The sequence below is a fragment of the Roseibium sp. JB4-4 genome, from assembly GCF_055693425.1.
On sequence record NZ_CM146333.1, the window covers coordinates 4,336,110 to 4,353,225 of the forward strand.

Consider the following 17,116-nt stretch of genomic DNA (forward strand, 5'->3'; position numbering starts at 1 on the left):
CGGCCCGCTGACATAACCCTATCCGTATTCAAGCACTTTTCGATGAACGCGGATCGCCCTTATACATTTTGAGGCCTGCGCAGGTCTAGGGTCAACGGAAACTCCGGATGTGGATGCTCGGCTGTTGGCACATACAGGCCAGGTGTGTGGCCATGAGCTTCGAAGCGGGACAGTCGTCTCGCCTCGGCCTCGTTGCCGTTGACCGGGAACGTATCGTAGTTGCGCCCACCGGGATGTGCGACGTGATAAACGCAGCCGCCCAGAGCGCGTCCGCTCCACGTATCGAAAATGTCGAATGTCAGGGGCGCATCAACGGGATGCACCGGATGCAGGGCCATGGAAGGCTGCCAGGCCTTGTAGCGTACACCTGCGACGGAAACGCCATTCGTTTCCGTTTTTTGCAGCGGCATCATCCGGCGATTGCATGTCACGGTGTAACGGTCCGGGTCACTGGTCGTCAACTTGACCTGCAGACGCTCGGTCGAACTGTCCGTGTATCTGACTGTCCCGCCAATCGCGCCTGTCTCGCCGAGCACGTGCCAGGGTTCCAGGGCCTGTCTTAACTCAAGATGCACGCCTTCCACCTCGATTTCACCACAGAATGGAAAGCGGAATTCAGCCTGTGCCTCGAACCATTCGGGCCGCATCGGAAATCCGTGATGTTCCAGGTCCTTCAGGACTTCAAGGAAATCAGTCCAGACATAGTGCGGCAGCATGAACCGATCGTGCAGAGCTGTTCCCCAACGGGTCAGATTGCCTGACAAGGGATGCTGCCAGAGGCGGGCTATCAGGGCGCGCAGAAGCAACTGCTGTGCAAGGCTCATTCGCGGGTCGGGCGGCATTTCGAACCCGCGAAACTCCACCAGTCCAAGACGTCCGGTCGGACCATCCGGCGAATAGAGCTTGTCGATGCATATCTCGGCTCTGTGCGTGTTGCCGGTGACGTCGACAAGAAGGTTTCGCAACAACCTGTCAACCAGCCATGGGAAAGGTGCGGCACCCTCGTCCGGGCTGTGGATCTGTGACAGGGCCACTTCCAGTTCATACAAGCCGTCGTGACGAGCTTCGTCGACCCGTGGTGCCTGCGAAGTCGGGCCGATGAACAGGCCGGAAAACAAATAAGACAGGCTCGGCCGTCTTTGCCAGTGCAAGATCAGGCTGCGCAGCAGATCCGGGCGCCTCAGGAAAGGGCTGTCCAGCGGCGTTGCACCCCCGACAACAACGTGATTGCCTCCACCGGTGCCGGTGTGTTTGCCGTCGATCATGAATTTTTCAGCGCCAAGGCGAGACTGGCGGGCGTCGTCATAGACGCCTTCGGTTATGGCGACGCAGTCCTTCCAGCTCGTGGCCGGATGAATATTCACTTCCACGACGCCCGGGTCTGGGGCAACGCGGATGACATTCATGCGGGGGTCGGTTGGAGGGGGTAGCCCTCGATGTGAACTGGCAAATTCATATCGGTAGCGGCAGTTTCCGCCGCCGAGACAAGTTCCAGGTAGTCCTCAAGACGTTCGACCGGTGGCATGAAGACGCAGAGCCTGCCGTCGCGCGGCTCTACCGACAGTGCCGTCCGCACGGCGGCCTCGCCCAACTCGTCATTTGTCAGTTGCTGCTCGCGCCGGTCTTGCTGTGCGCCGCCTGCCGTGAAATGCGCAACTCCCTGAGGTCTGTCACCCCGCTTTCCGACAGGAAAGTCGGGCAAGGGCTCCCGTGGCAACGTCGGGTCCATGATGTTTGTGTAGGGATATTGGGCCGGGGGAACATGAGGCAGGGATTCAAGTGGAATTCGATACCCGACCGGACTGTCACCCGGAACGAGGAACAGGGCGTCACGCCTGAGGTTCCAGCGTTCTGAGCGCCACCCGTTCCCTGCCGCTTTCGATTGCCAGCGCTGTACGGGAAGAACGTAACCGGACGGCGTTGCCAGGCCTCGGTCAAACACGCGCGCGATGCGATGGCGCGCCTCTGCGTCTTCCAGTTCCGAGTTGTCCGTGGTGACATTTACGGGAAGGCCAGCTTCCTTGACCAGCCAGACCGCCGGGTCTTCAAATGCGGGAACAACATAGCTGGGTTCGATTTCCAGACTTTCCGCAATCCGCTGCATCAATGCTTCAGCTTTTCCCGCATCTGCGCCGGTCTCCTGACCTTCGTCGGCGATCAGCTCAGGGTTCTGCCAGATCGGCTTCTCGTCTCGCCGCCAGTAGAGGGAAAACGTCCAGCGGGGGAGCGTTTCACCCGGGTACCATTTGCCCTGTCCGTAGTGAAGAAATCCGCCCGGGGCAAACCGTTCGCGCAGGCGGCGGATCAGAACATCAGCCCGGTCGCGTTTGGCCGGACCGACCGCGTCCGTGTTCCATTCGTCGGATTCAAAATCGTCGATTGAGACAAATGTGGGTTCGCCGCCCATTGTCAGGCGAACGTCCTCCTGTTTGAGGATACGATCGACATCTTCTCCCAGAGTGTTGAGGGCGTTCCAGGCTTCGTCTGAAAAGGGTTTTGTAATGCGCGGATGTTCGGCAACCCGCGCGATCTTCATGTCGAAGGCAAAGTCGACATTCGCATCGCTGGCCATGCCGACGATCGGCGCTGCATTCGTATAGTGCGGCGTTGCAGCAAGCGGGATGTGGCTTTCGCCTGTCAAAAGCCCGGATGTCGGGTCCAGTCCGATCCAGCCGGCACCGGGCAGGTAGACTTCAGTCCAGGCGTGAAGGTCGGTGAAATCATGATCCGTTCCCGATGGCCCGTCGAGGGCCTCCAGATCCGGCTTCAACTGAATGAGATATCCTGAAACAAAGCGGGCGGCAAAGCCAAGGTGGCGCAAGGTCTGAACCAGAAGCCAACTTGAATCCCGGCATGAGCCCGTACCTTTGTTGAATGTCTCTTCAGGTGTTTGAACGCCCGGTTCCATTCGGATGACATATCCGACCTCTTCTGAAACCCGCGCGTTCAGCCCGACGACAAAATCGACCGTGCGTTCTTTTTCTCTCGGTATGGACGCCAAGAATTCCGCCAAACGCGGACCTGCCGGATCGGGGCGCGTGTAGATCAGGAGATCTTCGCGAAGCTCTTCGGGATAGTCGAACGGCCATTCCTCCGCACGTTCTTCAACGAAGAAATCAAAAGGATTGTAGACGGTCATGTCCGCGACAAGGTCCACCTCAATCTTGAATTCACGAACGGGCTCGGGAAACACAAATCGGGCTAGCCAGTTGCCGTAGGGATCTTGCTGATGATTGACGAAATGATCGGCTGGGGAAACTTTCAGCGAATGAGAAAGCACCCTGGTACGGCTGTGAGGAGCAGGTCTTAGGCGAATGATCTGAGGGCTCAACGTGACCGGACGGTCATATCGGTAATGGGTAAGATGATAAATGCTTGCTTTGATTGACATGAACGGACCCTGGTCAGGACGAGCTTGTAGGTCGCGCTAGCGTTTCACAGTTCTGCGCCCCGTACCACGTCAAACTGTAGGCAGATAAAAGTGTTGCCACCTGGCCATGGGTGTCCGGCCGATTGCGATCAGCTGTCTGAATCAGATCCTTTGCCACTCAGATTGCGCGGGTCGAGCCATAGCGATTTGTCATCGAGCGGGGTCAATGGGCTGAGGTTCGGATTGGCGATTGAAAAAATCTTCCTGCTTTCCAGTTTTGCCAGCGCAATATCGTTTCCGTGAAAATCCAGAAAGTGCTTGTCGAAACTACCGTCCGAAATCATCTGTCTCAGTCCCGCTTCGATCTGTTGAGCGAGCTCGGGATGTTTGGGGCTGACAAAAAAGTAGGTTGGCAAGGGAATGAACAGACAGAGCGTTTCTTCAATGACCAGGTTGGGGTTGGTCTTGCTGAAGACCTGTTGTTCCTGAAAAATTTCATTGAGTCCGCGGCCGAATGTCGTGAAGCGCTGGAGTTTCAGCATATCGAAGAGTGTCTTGTATTCGGGTGCCGTGACAACCTGAAAACCTGCGTCTTCCATGACCCGGCGTGTTGACCACTGCGTGCCCGAACCTGTCGGAAAAGCGCGAAGGTCTTCAAGTGTTTCAACCTGCGAGATCGCGGGTTGATCCTGTTTGTTGATGAGGAACAGCCGATGGCCTTGTATTCCCTTTCTTATGGGAATTCTGATTGTCAGAAGGTTTTCTTCCCAGCCCGGCTTCGGGGCCTCTGCAACAACGTGAATAATTTCGCCGTCGATCAGCTCTGGCAGTAACCTGTCCCGGGAGAGCTCCGTGTCCATTTGTCGAACGCGAGCGGTTTGTCCGGCTTTCTCAAGGGACATTTCCAGGAGAATTTGAGCGTAGCGATATCGCTGATCGTCCTGACCGTAAGGCTTGATTGTAATAACTTCTGAAGTTCCTGCGTGAGCAAGGCCGAGCACACCGGAAACAAGTACCGCGATATTTGCGAGTGCAATTCTCAAATACGCAGTTCGCATGATCAAAATCCTGCACTTCCAGACGAAAAAGGTCACTGTATCTTACACCATCGTTCGTGATTGACCGAGAGACAGTTCCAGTGTTTCCACGCCTTGGAGGCCTCTGAAGCAACAAAGAGTTTTGCACTGAGCGCAACAGTTTTCCCTTCATTTCTCGATCTTGATGAAACCCTGCAAACGCAACGCTTGTTCAGGATGACAGATGCGCGGTCTGAAAAAGGGAACGTGGCGGCTGATTTGAGCCGGATCGTCGGCCTGTTCGCAAACAGAGCTCAACTTCGAGGAACAATCTTCTTTAAGGTTTAATATTTCATGCTTGAAATTTATTTTCTGTCTGACTAGGCTTCAATTGCGTGTCAGGCAAGGTTTGCGATCAGATGAACCCGGACATGTGAGCTCAAATGCTTCGCGAAAACAGAAAATCGCGTGCAATATGTGGAACATACGGTCCGAAAGGTGCTTTATTACGACGCTATCGGCCTTGCGAAAAAACACAAGTCTGTTTGAGTAAAGGGCGACAACAACAATAGCCCATCCAGAAATCGGGAACACTGGAACCAACAGGAGAGACAGATGAAATTCTTTAGCCTTGCAGCGAGTGCCGCGCTGGCACTCGGTGTGGTGTCTGCGAATGCCGAACCTTTAAAAGTCGGCATGATCACCACGCTTTCAGGAGGAGGCGCAGGTCTTGGCATTGATGTGCGCGATGGTTTCATGCTGGCGGTCAAACAGGCCGGCAACGAGAATATCGAAGTCATCATTGAAGACGACCAGCGCAAACCGGATATCGCCGTGCAGCTTGCTGACAAGCTTGTTCAGTCGGAAAAGGTCGACGTGTTGACCGGGATTATCTGGTCGAACCTTGCGATGGCGGTGGTGCCTGCGGTTACCGCACAAGGAAAATTCTACTTGTCGCCCAATGCGGGTCCATCCGCGCTTGCCGGCAAGGGCTGCCATCCGAACTATTTCAATGTGGCCTGGCAGAACGACAACCTGCACGAAGCTGCCGGCGCGTATGCCAAGGAAACCGGCTACAAGAAGAGCTTCATTCTTGCGCCGAACTATCCGGCGGGCAAGGACGCCTTGACCGGTTACAAGCGTTTTTACGATGGTGAGCTTGCCGGCGAGATCTATACCAAGCTTGGCCAGACCGACTATGCAGCAGAACTTGCGCAGATCCGCGCTTCTGATGCGGACAGTGTCTTTTTCTTCCTGCCTGGTGGAATGGGCATTTCCTTCCTCAAACAATATGCCGACAGCGGCGTCGACCTGCCGGTCGTCGGGCCGGCCTTCTCGTTTGATCAGGGTATTCTTCAAGCCGTTGGCGATGCTGCACTGGGTGTGAAGAACACCAGCCAATGGAACAAGGACATCGACAACGAAACCAACAAGGCTTTTGTTGAGAGCTTCCAGGCCGAATATGGCCGGTTGCCGTCGCTCTACGCTTCCCAGGGTTTCGATACGGCAAATCTGCTTTTGTCTGCAATGGGTTCAGCAGACGTAAACGATGCGGATGCCTTCCGTGCTGCGCTTAAAGCAGCCGACTTCAGCTCGACCCGGGGCGACTTCGAGTTCGGACCGAACCATCATCCCGTGCAGGATATTTTTGTCCGCGAAGTGATCAAGGAAGGCGATGTCTACACCAACAAGATCATTGCCACTGCCATGACTGACCGTGCCGATGCTTATGCGGCCGAGTGTAAGATGTAACCGAATTCAACTCTGGCCGGCGCGCGGATTGCGCCGGCCGTTCTATCGGGATTTTCATGTCACTGTTATTACTCATAGAGCAGGTTTTGAACGGCCTGCAGTTCGGTGTCATGCTGTTTTTAATGGCTGCCGGTCTGACGCTGATTTTCGGTGTGATGGGGCTTATCAACCTTGCGCATGGTTCGCTCTACATGATCGGCGCTTTTTGCGCGGCAGCTGTTGCGGGAGCCACCGGTTCCTTCGTGCTGGCGCTGGTGGCGGCACTCGCCGGAGCGGCCATCGCGGGAGCATTGGTCGAGATTCTTGTCATTCGGCGGCTTTACGGAAAAGACCATCTGGATCAGGTGCTGGCCACTTTTGCCTTGATCCTGATTTTTTCAGAAGGGACGCGGTGGCTGTTCGGTTCCTTTCCGCTGTTTCTTGATGTTCCGGATGCCTTGTCCGGCCCGGTCACACTGCCGGGGGGTATCGAATACCCTTTTTACCGACTGACACTGATTGCCGTCGGGTTGATGGTTGCGCTTGGGCTTTTTTTGCTGATTTCGCGAACGCGCATCGGCATTCAGATCCGTGCGGGCGAAAATGACCGCGAAATGATTGCTGCGCTCGGCGTCGATATTGGCCGCCTCTACACAATTGTTTTTGCCCTTGGTGCGGCGCTGGCCGGACTGGCGGGTGCGCTTGTGGGAGCCATTCAGTCCGTCCAGGTGGGCATGGGCGAACCGGTGCTGATCCTGGCATTCGTCGTTATCGTGATCGGCGGGATCGGGTCCATCAAAGGTGCTCTCGTTGGGGCGCTTCTTGTGGGGCTCACCAATACGCTCGGCGGAATTTTTCTGCCCGAAGTGATGAAACTGTTCATGGAACCGGCGGTCGCTACATCCGTCGGTGCCTCGCTGGCTTCCATGGCGATCTACATCCTGATGGCTGCCGTCCTGATCCTGAAACCGACGGGTCTTTTCGGAGCGCGCGCATGACCCGGGAAAACGGTTTCAATATGCTGATCGTCGCCGGCCTTGTGCTGGTGCCGCTTTGGGCTTTTTTCGCGGACGAGCCCTTTACCATCACGCTGGCGACGCGTGCGGTTATTCTGGCTATGGCAGCAGTCGGACTTAATATTGCACTTGGTCTCGGCGGGTTGATCAGTCTCGGGCATGCAGTGTTCTTCGGCCTTGGCGGCTATGCCATGGGAATCTTGGCCTATCACGCCCAGACCTACACACCATTTATCGAATGGCCATTCGTGATTGAGGGCACCAAGTCCATGCCGATCATCTGGCTTGTGGCTGTGGTGATGTCATCTCTTGCGGCCTTTGTGATAGGCCTGCTGTCACTCAGGACATCCGGGGCCTATTTCATCATGATCACCCTGGCTTTCGGGCAGATGTTCTTTTTCTTCTCGATCAGCTGGAGCGCTTATGGCGGGGAAGATGGCGTCTCGATCTATCTTCGAAACGGTTTCCCCGGCCTCAACACGTTGGCACCTATTCAGTTCTACGGACTTTGTTTCGGTCTTTTGATGCTGGTGCTTTTGTTCGCGTCGCTCCTCGCACGCTCACCTTTCGGCCTTGCCTTGAACGCTGCGCGTCAGTCCGAACAGCGCGTTCAGGCTGTCGGGATGATGCCGTTTCGACTGCGCCTTGCAGCTTTCGTTATCTCAGGTGCCATTACCGGGCTTGCGGGCGCGCTTTTTGCGGATCTGAACCGGTTCGTCAGCCCGGCCATGTTCTCTTGGCAGATGTCCGGCGAGATCATGATCCTGGTAATCCTTGGTGGCGTCGGCAGGCTATATGGTCCGGTCGTCGGCGCTATCGTCTATGTGATGCTTGAGCATGTACTGGGGGACCTGTCGGATTATTGGCATATCTACCTGGGTGTCCTGCTTCTGCTTGTGGTGCTTTTCGTCAAGGGCGGGATCATCGGGGCCGTCAGTGGTCGGAGGACTGCTCATGGATGATGTGGTTCTGGAAACCAGGGGGCTATGCAAAAACTACGGGGCTCTGGAGGTCAGCAAGAACATCTCTCTGACGCTGCGAAAAGGTGAAGTTCACGCCGTGATCGGGCCGAACGGTGCCGGCAAATCCACGCTCATTCATCAGATCTGCGGAACGGTGCGACCGGACTTCGGCAGCATTTATCTTCTGGACGAGGACGTTACCCAAAAGCCTGTCGACGCACGGTCAAAGGCGGGCCTTGCACGCACCTTTCAGGTTTCGGCATTGGCGATGGAAGACACGGTTCTGGAAAATGTCGTTCTTGGATGTGTCGGTGCGAGCGGCAAGGCCTTCCGGCTGTTCCAGCCGGTGCTGACCGACAGGGACCTGCTGGAAACGGCTCATATAGCACTGGAGCGGGTCGGTCTTGAGGATGTGGCTGAAAAGCGTACGGCTGATCTCAGTCATGGTCAGCGCAGGCAACTTGAGGTCGCCATCGCGCTGACACTTGCGCCCAAGGCCTTTGTCATGGACGAGCCCATGGCGGGTCTGGGTGCGGAAGGGTCGAAACGCATGACCGGTTTTCTCGACACCCTGCGCGCTGAAGCTCCTATCCTGCTCGTTGAGCATGACATGGACGCTGTCTTTGCGCTGGCCGATCGCATCAGTGTTCTGGTCTATGGCAGCATCATTGCCAGCGGTACGGTTGAAGAAATTCGGTCCGATCCTGGTGTCCGTGAAGCCTATTTGGGGGACGAGGCATGACATCGGTCCTTTCCCTTGAACAGATAGAAGCCTCCTATGGCCCTATCCAGGCCCTGTTTGGTGTCTCGCTTGATGTGAGTGAAGGTGAAGCTGTGGCGCTCATGGGGCGAAACGGCATGGGCAAGTCCACTACGGTGAAGACAATCTGTGGCATGTTGCCGGCGCAGGGTGATATCCGGTTTGCCGGAAACCGCATCAACGGGCTGCCCAGTCACAAGATTGCGCGGCTGGGTGTCGGGCTTGTTCCAGAAGGTCGGAGATGTTTTTCCGGACTGAGCGTTGAGGAAAACCTTGTTGCAGCCAGCCGCAAAGGCGAATGGGACTTTGCCAAGGTGACCGATCTGTTTCCGAGGTTGGCTGAACGTCGCCGGCAACAGGCAGCGTCTCTTTCGGGAGGTGAGCAACAGATGCTTGCCATCGGCCGGGCACTGATGACCAACCCGAGACTGCTTGTGCTTGACGAGGCAACGGAAGGCCTTGCCCCGGTCGTCCGTCAGGAAATCTGGACGGCGATCGAAGCCCTCAAGAATCGAACGGGTGTCTCGATCCTGATCATCGACAAGTCGCTCAAGGAGCTGGCAAGGATTGCGGACCGGGCGGTGATAGTGGAGCGTGGCAAAGATGTCTGGTCAGGTGCTTTTGACGCACTTGATCGGGAAGTTGCAGACAGGCACCTGGGAGTTTGACCACGGCCCGTGGAACTGCAATTTGCCATTGGATGCACTATTTGTTGAACGCACCTGCGTCGATCATCTGCTGGAACATGTCTTCCATGGACGCGCGCATGGGGCGATAGGTAACACCAAGTGCCGATTTGCTCTTCGAGTTGTCCGCCCGCCATTTGACGTTGACATTGTTGGCGATGAACTTCCTCGAGATGTCATTGATAACCGGACCAATCAGCCAGACCATCCATTTCGGCAATGAGTTGCGCGGGACAGGGTAGCTGTTGCCAAATTTCGGGATCAGCGCCTTACCGAGTTCAAGAATGTTGGTGTTGTGACCCGAGATGATATGACGGCCCTCTGCGTCTGATCGAAACCCGGCTGCGACATGTGCTTTGGCGAGGTCGCGGACGTCAACGACGCCGATCCCGAGTTTTGGTGCACCCGGTTTCATCGTCCCATCGCCCATTTGACGGACGATGTTGAAACTTTCAGACGTCGGCTTCTTGGCAAGGGACGGGCCGATGACGAGTGACGGATTGACGGCAACCAGTTTGTACCGGTCTTGCGCTTGCGCGAGCTTCCAGGCTTCCCTTTCAGCAAGTGTCTTGGAATAGCTGTAAGGCTGATGAGACAACGAAGCTGTGGTGTTCCATATCGCTTCGGTCAAAACACCGCCCGGGGCTTTTTCGCAGTCGATGGCGTCCGTGTAGATGGCCGCGCAGGAACTGGTAACCACGACACGGCTCACGCCTGGTGTTTCGTGCGCGGTCCTAAGGACATTTTGCGTTCCTTTGACTGCCGGGTCGATGAGCTCTTTTTGTGGGTTCCTGACAGACACCGTGAAAGGCGATGCGGTGTGAAACACCACTGAGCATCCTTCCATGGCCCGCTGATAGGACCCTTGGCTCAGCAAGTCTGCCCCGAAGAACCTGATCCGTCCGGGAGAATTCGCTGCGAGTGCCGTCAGGTGTGCAAGCTTTTCGGCATCATCTGGATCCCGGACGGCGGCATGCACCGTTACGCCGGCTTCAAGCAGCTCCTTCACGAGCCAGCCGGCGACATAGCCGGACGCGCCGGTCACCAGGACGGGGGTGTCGGTTGGTATGTGTGTCAAGATATCGCCTCGGGTCCTGTCGCGGCTGGGTTTGGAAGGTCTTTTTTTGCGCAACTCCTAAAACAGAAGATAGGTGGTGCGGTATCGGGAGCAAACCATGCGATGCAAATCGGTGGCTGATTGTTCCAATACTATCGACCGTGCATCCATAAAGCAGCACAAGAGTTTTCAAATTTTTTCGTTTGCACTGCAAAATGAGCGTAATTTGAAGGTGCTTGTGTATTCAAATGAAAGAACCGAAACCTTGTTTTTGACTCCATTTACCGACAAATTTGTGCCACACTGCATGTCGCTCCAGCGGTAAAATGAGATGGATCCGAGCATGCTCTTGTTCGGAATGAGCTTAAAAAAGATATATATTTCAGTATCTTGTATCGATCTCTAGATCCCATGAAAATCTACTAAAAAATTAGTTTGACAACGTGGCGACGGTGTGTCCAAGTATGTCCAGCCGGATAAACACGGCGAAAATTTTCTCACGGGAGGAGATCAAGATGCGTAAGTATCTACTCTCCGCAGTCGCAGCAGGTGCTGTGCTTGCGGGAGCAGGGTCCGCTTTTGCCGATGAAGCAGCGGCCAAAAAGTGGATCGACCAGGAATTCCAGCCTTCAGTTCTGTCGAAAGACGAGCAACTTGCAGAGATGCAGTGGTTCATCAAAGCGGCCGAGCCTTTCAACGGCATGGAAATCAATGTTCTGTCTGAAGGTATTCCGACACACTCTTACGAGTCGGAAGTTCTGACAAAGGCCTTTGAAGAAATCACCGGCATCAAGGTGAACCATCAGATCCTCGGCGAGGGTGAAGTGGTCCAGGCTGTTCAGACCCAAATGCAGACGGGCCGGAACCTCTATGACGCCTATGTCAACGATTCCGATCTGATCGGCACTCATTCACGCCTTCAGTTGGCTTACAACCTGACGGATTGGATGAACGGCTCAGCCAAGGATGTCACCAACCCGGGGCTTGACCTGGATGACTTCATGGGCACCCAGTTCACCACGGGCCCGGATGGCGACCTCTACCAGCTGCCCGACCAGCAGTTCGCGAACCTTTACTGGTTCCGCAAGGACTGGTTTGACCGTGAAGACCTGCAGAAGGCCTTCAAGGAAAAGTACGGCTATGATCTCGGCGTGCCAGTCAACTGGTCTGCCTATGAGGACATTGCGGAGTTCTTCTCCAAAGACGTCAAGGAAGTCGACGGCGTTCAGATCTATGGTCACATGGACTACGGCAAGCGCGCACCCGATCTCGGTTGGCGTATGACCGATGCCTGGCTTTCGATGGCTGGTGCGGGCGACAAGGGTGAGCCGAACGGTATCCCGGTCGACGAATGGGGCATCCGCATGGAAGAAGGCACATGTAACCCGGTGGGTGCATCCGTGTCTCGCGGTGGTGCTGCCAACGGTCCGGCTGCTGTCTATGCGATCCGCAAGTGGGACGAATGGCTGCGCAACTATGCGCCTCCTGGCGCTGCCAGCTTCGACTTCTACCAGTCACTGCCGGCCTTGAGCCAGGGCAACGTTGCCCAGCAGATCTTCTGGTACACGGCGTTCACCGCCGACATGGTGAAGCCGAAGTCCGAAGGCAACAACACCGTTGATGACGAAGGCACGCCGCTGTGGCGCATGGCTCCAAGCCCGCACGGTCCTTATTGGGAAGAAGGTCAGAAGGTCGGCTACCAGGATGTGGGGTCTTGGACAATCCTGAACTCCACACCGGAAGATCGTGCAAAGGCCGCCTGGCTTTACGCTCAGTTCGTGGTTTCCAAAACGGTTGACACCAAGAAGAGCCACGTTGGTCTGACGTTCATCCGCGACAGTACCGTCAACCATGAGTCCTTCACCGAGCGGGCTCCGAAGCTCGGCGGTCTGGTCGAGTTCTACCGGTCTCCGGATCGCGTGGCCTGGTCTCCGACCGGCGTCAACGTTCCGGACTATCCGAAGCTGGCCCAGATCTGGTGGCAGCAGATCGGTGACGTGAACTCCGGTGCCTTTACACCGCAGGAAGCGATGGACCGACTGGCAGAAGAAATGGACATCGTCATGGCCCGCATGCAGCAGGCTGACGAACGCGCCAACGTCTACGGTGGTTGCGGTCCGCGTCTCAACGAAGAGTCTGATCCGAACGAGTGGCTGTCCAAGCCGGGTGCTCCGAAGGCCAAGCTCGACAACGAGAAGCCGCAGGGCGAAACCGTCAACTATGACGAGCTGGTTGCCCGCTGGTCGCAGAACTAAGCCGAGAGCTTAGTCTCTCACCAAGCTGGACCGGGGCGCGGCCCCGGTCCTTCACCGATCCGATAGCGATGGCAGCGGCAACTGATTGCCGCAGGTAAGTCCAGTCCGGACGCAGGTGCAATTATTCATGTCACTAGAACTCAAAAACGTCAGCAAGCGCGTTGCCAGCATCACGCATGTCAAGGAAACGAGCCTGACCTTGCTCCCAGGCCACTTCAACGTTCTCCTCGGAGAAACAGGTTCCGGGAAAACCTCGCTGATCAAGCTGATGGCCGGGCTCGACAGCCTGGCCTCCGGGCAGATCATCCTGAATGGCAAAGACGTATCCCGCCTGTCTGCGCAAAAGCGCAACATCAGCCTGGTTCATCAGTTTTTCGTCAACTATCCGCATATGTCGGTCTTCGACAACATTGCTTCCCCGTTGAAAGTATCGGGTGTTGCAAAGTCGGAAATCGAAGGGCGGGTGGAAGAAGCAGCGGCGCTGCTGAAACTGAATCCTTACCTCAAACGCAAACCTCATGAGCTTTCTGGCGGTCAGCAACAGCGCACCGCGCTGGCGCGGGCGATCGTGAAGGAAAGCGATGCTGTTTTCCTGGACGAACCTCTTGCGAACCTTGACTACAAGCTTCGTGAAGAACTGCGCGATCAGCTGCCTGAGCTTTTTGCCGGGCGTGGTGCCGTCGTGGTCTATGCCACGTCGGAACCCGAAGAAGCACTGCTTCTTGGCGGCAACACGGCTCTGATGAGCGATGGCAATGTGGTTCAATTCGGTTCGACCGCGGAAATATACCGCAAGCCCAAGGATCTTGAGTCCGCCAAGGTGTTCTCCAACCCGCCGATCAACACAGCGCCGGTCACAAAACAGGACGGCACGATCATTTTGAACGATGATATTCGTTGGACCGCGTCCGGAGGGGCAGCCGGTCTTCCGGATGGGCCATATACGCTCGCCATTCGCCCGAACCATGTGTTGCCGGTGGAGAGCGACAGGCACAGCGTCCGTCTCGATGGGCATGTTCAGGTCACTGAACTCAGCGGATCGGAAAGCAGCGCCCACTTCGACATGCACGGACAATCCTGGGTGTCGTTGTCGCACGGCGTACATCCCTATTTCGTCGGCGAGGTCCATACGTTTTATCTGGACCCGAGCCATTGCTTCTTCTTTTCGCCTGACGGCGATCTGGCGGCTTGAGGAGAGGAATTCATGGCACAGATCAAACTCTCCAATTTGCGGCACAGCTACAATCCCAACCCGACTGGCGATGAGGATTACGCTCTGAAGAAAATCGACCTGACGTGGGAAGATGGTGGTGCCTATGCACTTCTTGGCCCGTCCGGTTGTGGCAAGTCCACGTTGCTCAACATCATTTCAGGCCTGCTCATCCCTTCTGACGGGCAAGTGCTTTTCGATGATCAGGACGTGACGGCGTTGCCGCCCGCAAAACGCAACATTGCGCAGGTGTTTCAGTTTCCGGTCATCTACGACACGATGACAGTCTACGACAATCTGGCATTTCCATTGCGCAATCGGGGGCGTGACGAAGATATCGTCAAACGCCGCGTGACCGGGATCGCGGAAATGCTGGAAGTCACGGAGATGCTTGGAACACGGGCGTCAAACCTTTCACCCGACAACAAGCAAAAGATCTCCATGGGCCGCGGTCTGGTGCGGGAGGACGTCAATGTCGTCATGTTCGATGAACCGCTGACCGTGATCGACCCGCATCTGAAGTGGAAGTTGCGATCCAAACTGAAGGAGCTGCATCAGCGGGTCAAGGCGACGATGATCTATGTGACGCACGATCAGACAGAGGCTCTGACCTTTGCCGATCAGGTCGTGGTCATGCAGGATGGTGAAGTCGTGCAGATCGGAACCCCGGTGGAACTCTTTGAGCGTCCGGCGCACACCTTTGTCGGCCACTTTATCGGTTCACCCGGCATGAATGTGTTGCCATGCGACGTCAAGGATGGCGGTGCATTCTTCGGTGGTGAGCAGATCAATCTTGAGGGCCCGGTCACGGGCACCGGCGACGGCAGGGCAGAAGTCGGTATTCGTCCGGAATTCGTGTCTGTTTCCAAGGACGGGCCGGGTCTTGCCGCCCAGGTCCGCAAGGTCGCGGATATCGGTCGCCACAAAGTGGTGGAAGCCGTTGCCCATGACAGCCGGGTCCACGCAATCCTGGAAGGCGAAGCTCCGAGCGCAGGTGATGCGGTGATGCTTGACTTCAAACAATCTCAGACCCGCCTCTACAAGGATGGCTGGCTGGCGAGCAGCCCGGAGGAGGGTGCCAGATGAAAACTCAAAACCAACGCGCCTGGCTGTTTGTCACGCCCGTTCTTTTCCTGGTCGCGTTCAACGCGCTCATTCCCATGATGACCGTGGTGAATTACTCGGTCCAGGAAACCTTCGGCGACAACCTGTTCTTCTGGCAGGGGCTCGACTGGTTCGAACAGGTTCTGAAGTCCGAACGCTTTCACAATGCACTCGGCCGGCAGTTCTTCTTCACCTTCATGATCCTCATCATCGAGGTTCCGCTTGGCATCGCAATTGCGCTCGCCATGCCGAAGAAAGGGCCATGGGTTCCGTTCTGTCTGGTCACGATGGCTTTGCCAATGCTGATCCCTTGGAACGTTGTCGGCGCCATGTGGAACATTTTCACGCTGCCCGATATCGGTCTGCTCGGATATACGATGAACCACGTCCTTGGCATCTCCTACGACATGACCCAGGACCCGGTGGCCGCCTGGGTAACGATCATTGTCATGGATGTCTGGCACTGGACGTCGCTGGTGGTGCTTCTGGCCTATGCCGGTCTGGTCTCCATTCCGAACGCCTACTATCAGGCCGCCGAAATCGACGGCGCGTCCAACTGGGCGGTCTTCCGGTTCATTCAGCTGCCGAAGATGAAAACGGTGCTGACCATCGCGGTGCTGCTGCGTTTCATGGACAGTTTCAACATCTACACAGAACCGTTCGTTCTCACAGGTGGTGGGCCGGGCAACTCAACGACATTGCTGTCGATCGATCTTGTGAAAATCGCTCTCGGTCAGTTCGACCTCGGTCCCGCAGCTGCCATGTCGCTCATCTATTTCGCCATCACGTTGTTCGCCTCCTGGCTGTTCTACACGTTGATGACGCTGAACGATAACAAGTCCTGAGGAGAACCAACATGCGCATGAAAAGCCTGGTTCCCGCGCTTTACATCCTCTTCCTGATGCTGCCGATCTACTGGCTCGTCGCGATGAGTTTCAAAACGACCAATGAAATCCTGGCCGGGTTCACCCTGTTCCCGCAGACCTGGACGCTCGCCAACTACATCGAGATCTTCACGGATCCGACCTGGTATTGGGGCTACATCAACTCGATCATTTACGTCACGTTGAACACGGTGATCTCCGTTCTGGTGGCCTTGCCTGCGGCCTATGCGTTCTCGCGCTATTCCTTCGTTGGCGACAAGCAGCTCTTCTTCTGGCTGTTGACCAACCGGATGGCGCCTGCCGCGGTTTTCGCATTGCCGTTTTTCCAGCTCTATTCCGCTGTCGGTCTGTTCGATACCCACATCGCCGTTGCCCTGGCGCATTGCCTGTTCAACATCCCGCTGGCTGTCTGGATCCTGGAAGGTTTCATGAGCGGTGTCCCGAAAGAACTCGACGAGACCGCTTATGTCGACGGCTATTCGTTCCCGCGGTTCTTCGCGACGATATTCCTGCCGGCGATCAAGTCCGGCGTCGGGGTGGCCGCATTCTTCTGCTTCATGTTCTCCTGGGTGGAAATGCTGCTTTCCAAGACCCTGACAGCTGTTGAAGCCAAGCCGATTGCCGCTGTGATGACCCGAACCGCTTCCTCCGCCGGTTATGAACTCGGGCTTCTTGCGGCCGCCGGGACCCTGACTATCATTCCCGGCGCCATCGTCATCTACTTTGTCCGCAACTACATTGCCAAGGGCTTTGCCCTGGGGAGGGTGTAATGCTTGGTTGGATGGCCTGGACCTGGCCGACTGCCCTGTTGTTTGTCGGTATATTTTCAGCAGTCGGTTTTCTGACGTTCCTGGAGATCCGGTACCCGGGTGGTGACGCGCGCCAGGGGGTGCTGGGGCTCACCACGACACGCGGTGATCGCCTTTTCATCACGCTGCTTGGAGCTGCCTACATATTCCTGGCATGGCTCGGCCTTATCGGATACCCGCTCTGGGGCGCGTTGGGACTTAGTTTTGCCTGGTGTGTGTTCTGCTTCTGGAAGGTCTAAACAATCGCCATGCCCGG

Annotated in this window: 13 protein-coding genes and 1 pseudogene; 11 read left to right on the forward strand and 3 right to left on the reverse strand. The window is 56.2% G+C overall.

The window, feature by feature from the left end:
- Positions 1-59 precede the first annotated feature (59 nt).
- Positions 60-3,391: pseudogene (locus tag ACZ1HV_RS20440) on the reverse strand (transglutaminase family protein).
- A 128-nt stretch (positions 3,392-3,519) separates the two neighbouring features.
- Entirely contained in the window at positions 3,520-4,428 is a 909-nt protein-coding gene (locus tag ACZ1HV_RS20445; protein WP_298822317.1) for a type 2 periplasmic-binding domain-containing protein, read from the reverse strand.
- Positions 4,429-5,001: 573 nt separating this feature from the next.
- On the opposite strand from ACZ1HV_RS20445, the gene ACZ1HV_RS20450 reads away from it, so the two are divergent.
- From ACZ1HV_RS20450 to ACZ1HV_RS20470, 5 genes are read left to right on the forward strand one after another with little or no spacing between them, the layout of a single operon-like run.
- Complete coding sequence (locus ACZ1HV_RS20450; RefSeq protein ID WP_298822315.1) at positions 5,002-6,138, forward strand: ABC transporter substrate-binding protein; 1,137 nt, start codon at positions 5,002-5,004, stop codon at positions 6,136-6,138.
- 56 nt (positions 6,139-6,194) lie between these two features.
- Entirely contained in the window at positions 6,195-7,115 is a 921-nt protein-coding gene (locus ACZ1HV_RS20455; protein ID WP_472716139.1) for a branched-chain amino acid ABC transporter permease, read from the forward strand.
- Positions 7,112-8,095, forward strand: a complete 984-nt coding sequence (locus ACZ1HV_RS20460) for a branched-chain amino acid ABC transporter permease (protein WP_298822313.1) — start codon at positions 7,112-7,114, stop codon at positions 8,093-8,095. Before ACZ1HV_RS20455 ends, ACZ1HV_RS20460 begins: the two co-directional genes overlap by 4 nt.
- Positions 8,088-8,837: an ABC transporter ATP-binding protein gene (locus ACZ1HV_RS20465; protein ID WP_298822312.1), complete on the forward strand. Its 750-nt coding sequence runs from the start codon at positions 8,088-8,090 to the stop codon at positions 8,835-8,837. The genes ACZ1HV_RS20460 and ACZ1HV_RS20465 overlap by 8 nt, the downstream gene beginning before the upstream one ends.
- Complete coding sequence (locus ACZ1HV_RS20470; RefSeq protein WP_298822311.1) at positions 8,834-9,523, forward strand: ABC transporter ATP-binding protein; 690 nt, start codon at positions 8,834-8,836, stop codon at positions 9,521-9,523. The genes ACZ1HV_RS20465 and ACZ1HV_RS20470 overlap by 4 nt, the downstream gene beginning before the upstream one ends.
- Positions 9,524-9,560: 37 nt before the next feature.
- Here the strand turns inward: ACZ1HV_RS20470 and ACZ1HV_RS20475 are convergent, their stop codons facing one another.
- Positions 9,561-10,619: an NAD-dependent epimerase/dehydratase family protein gene (locus ACZ1HV_RS20475; protein ID WP_472716140.1), complete on the reverse strand. Its 1,059-nt coding sequence runs from the start codon at positions 10,617-10,619 to the stop codon at positions 9,561-9,563.
- A 494-nt stretch (positions 10,620-11,113) separates the two neighbouring features.
- Here ACZ1HV_RS20475 and ACZ1HV_RS20480 point away from each other — a divergent pair, with 494 nt between their 5' ends.
- From ACZ1HV_RS20480 to ACZ1HV_RS20505, 6 genes are all read left to right on the forward strand, one after another.
- Positions 11,114-12,853 (forward strand): ABC transporter substrate-binding protein, encoded by a 1,740-nt coding sequence (locus ACZ1HV_RS20480; RefSeq protein ID WP_298822309.1) that lies wholly within the window; start codon positions 11,114-11,116, stop codon positions 12,851-12,853.
- Between the two features lie 127 nt (positions 12,854-12,980).
- Complete coding sequence (locus tag ACZ1HV_RS20485; RefSeq protein WP_298822308.1) at positions 12,981-14,045, forward strand: ABC transporter ATP-binding protein; 1,065 nt, start codon at positions 12,981-12,983, stop codon at positions 14,043-14,045.
- 12 nt (positions 14,046-14,057) lie between these two features.
- The gene (locus tag ACZ1HV_RS20490; protein ID WP_472716141.1) at positions 14,058-15,149 is read left to right on the forward strand and encodes an ABC transporter ATP-binding protein; all 1,092 of its coding nucleotides are present in this window, start codon (positions 14,058-14,060) and stop codon (positions 15,147-15,149) included.
- Positions 15,146-16,012, forward strand: coding sequence for a carbohydrate ABC transporter permease (locus ACZ1HV_RS20495; protein ID WP_298822306.1), 867 nt, complete (start codon positions 15,146-15,148; stop codon positions 16,010-16,012). Before ACZ1HV_RS20490 ends, ACZ1HV_RS20495 begins: the two co-directional genes overlap by 4 nt.
- Positions 16,013-16,023: 11 nt before the next feature.
- The gene (locus ACZ1HV_RS20500; protein WP_298822305.1) at positions 16,024-16,821 is read left to right on the forward strand and encodes a carbohydrate ABC transporter permease; all 798 of its coding nucleotides are present in this window, start codon (positions 16,024-16,026) and stop codon (positions 16,819-16,821) included.
- The gene (locus ACZ1HV_RS20505; RefSeq protein WP_472716142.1) at positions 16,821-17,099 is read left to right on the forward strand and encodes a DUF2160 domain-containing protein; all 279 of its coding nucleotides are present in this window, start codon (positions 16,821-16,823) and stop codon (positions 17,097-17,099) included. Before ACZ1HV_RS20500 ends, ACZ1HV_RS20505 begins: the two co-directional genes overlap by 1 nt.
- The last annotated feature ends 17 nt before the right edge of the window (positions 17,100-17,116 follow it).

What these genes read in the sequence shown, in the direction of transcription:
- ACZ1HV_RS20445 (WP_298822317.1), bottom strand. Translation starts at nt 4,428, where the DNA reads ATGCGAACTGCGTATTTGAGAATTGCACTCGCAAATATCGCGGTACTT.
- ACZ1HV_RS20450 (WP_298822315.1), top strand. Translation starts at nt 5,002, where the DNA reads ATGAAATTCTTTAGCCTTGCAGCGAGTGCCGCGCTGGCACTCGGTGTG.
- ACZ1HV_RS20455 (WP_472716139.1), top strand. Translation starts at nt 6,195, where the DNA reads ATGTCACTGTTATTACTCATAGAGCAGGTTTTGAACGGCCTGCAGTTC.
- ACZ1HV_RS20460 (WP_298822313.1), top strand. Translation starts at nt 7,112, where the DNA reads ATGACCCGGGAAAACGGTTTCAATATGCTGATCGTCGCCGGCCTTGTG.
- ACZ1HV_RS20465 (WP_298822312.1), top strand. Translation starts at nt 8,088, where the DNA reads ATGGATGATGTGGTTCTGGAAACCAGGGGGCTATGCAAAAACTACGGG.
- ACZ1HV_RS20470 (WP_298822311.1), top strand. Translation starts at nt 8,834, where the DNA reads ATGACATCGGTCCTTTCCCTTGAACAGATAGAAGCCTCCTATGGCCCT.
- ACZ1HV_RS20480 (WP_298822309.1), top strand. Translation starts at nt 11,114, where the DNA reads ATGCGTAAGTATCTACTCTCCGCAGTCGCAGCAGGTGCTGTGCTTGCG.
- ACZ1HV_RS20485 (WP_298822308.1), top strand. Translation starts at nt 12,981, where the DNA reads ATGTCACTAGAACTCAAAAACGTCAGCAAGCGCGTTGCCAGCATCACG.
- ACZ1HV_RS20490 (WP_472716141.1), top strand. Translation starts at nt 14,058, where the DNA reads ATGGCACAGATCAAACTCTCCAATTTGCGGCACAGCTACAATCCCAAC.
- ACZ1HV_RS20495 (WP_298822306.1), top strand. Translation starts at nt 15,146, where the DNA reads ATGAAAACTCAAAACCAACGCGCCTGGCTGTTTGTCACGCCCGTTCTT.
- ACZ1HV_RS20500 (WP_298822305.1), top strand. Translation starts at nt 16,024, where the DNA reads ATGCGCATGAAAAGCCTGGTTCCCGCGCTTTACATCCTCTTCCTGATG.
- ACZ1HV_RS20505 (WP_472716142.1), top strand. Translation starts at nt 16,821, where the DNA reads ATGCTTGGTTGGATGGCCTGGACCTGGCCGACTGCCCTGTTGTTTGTC.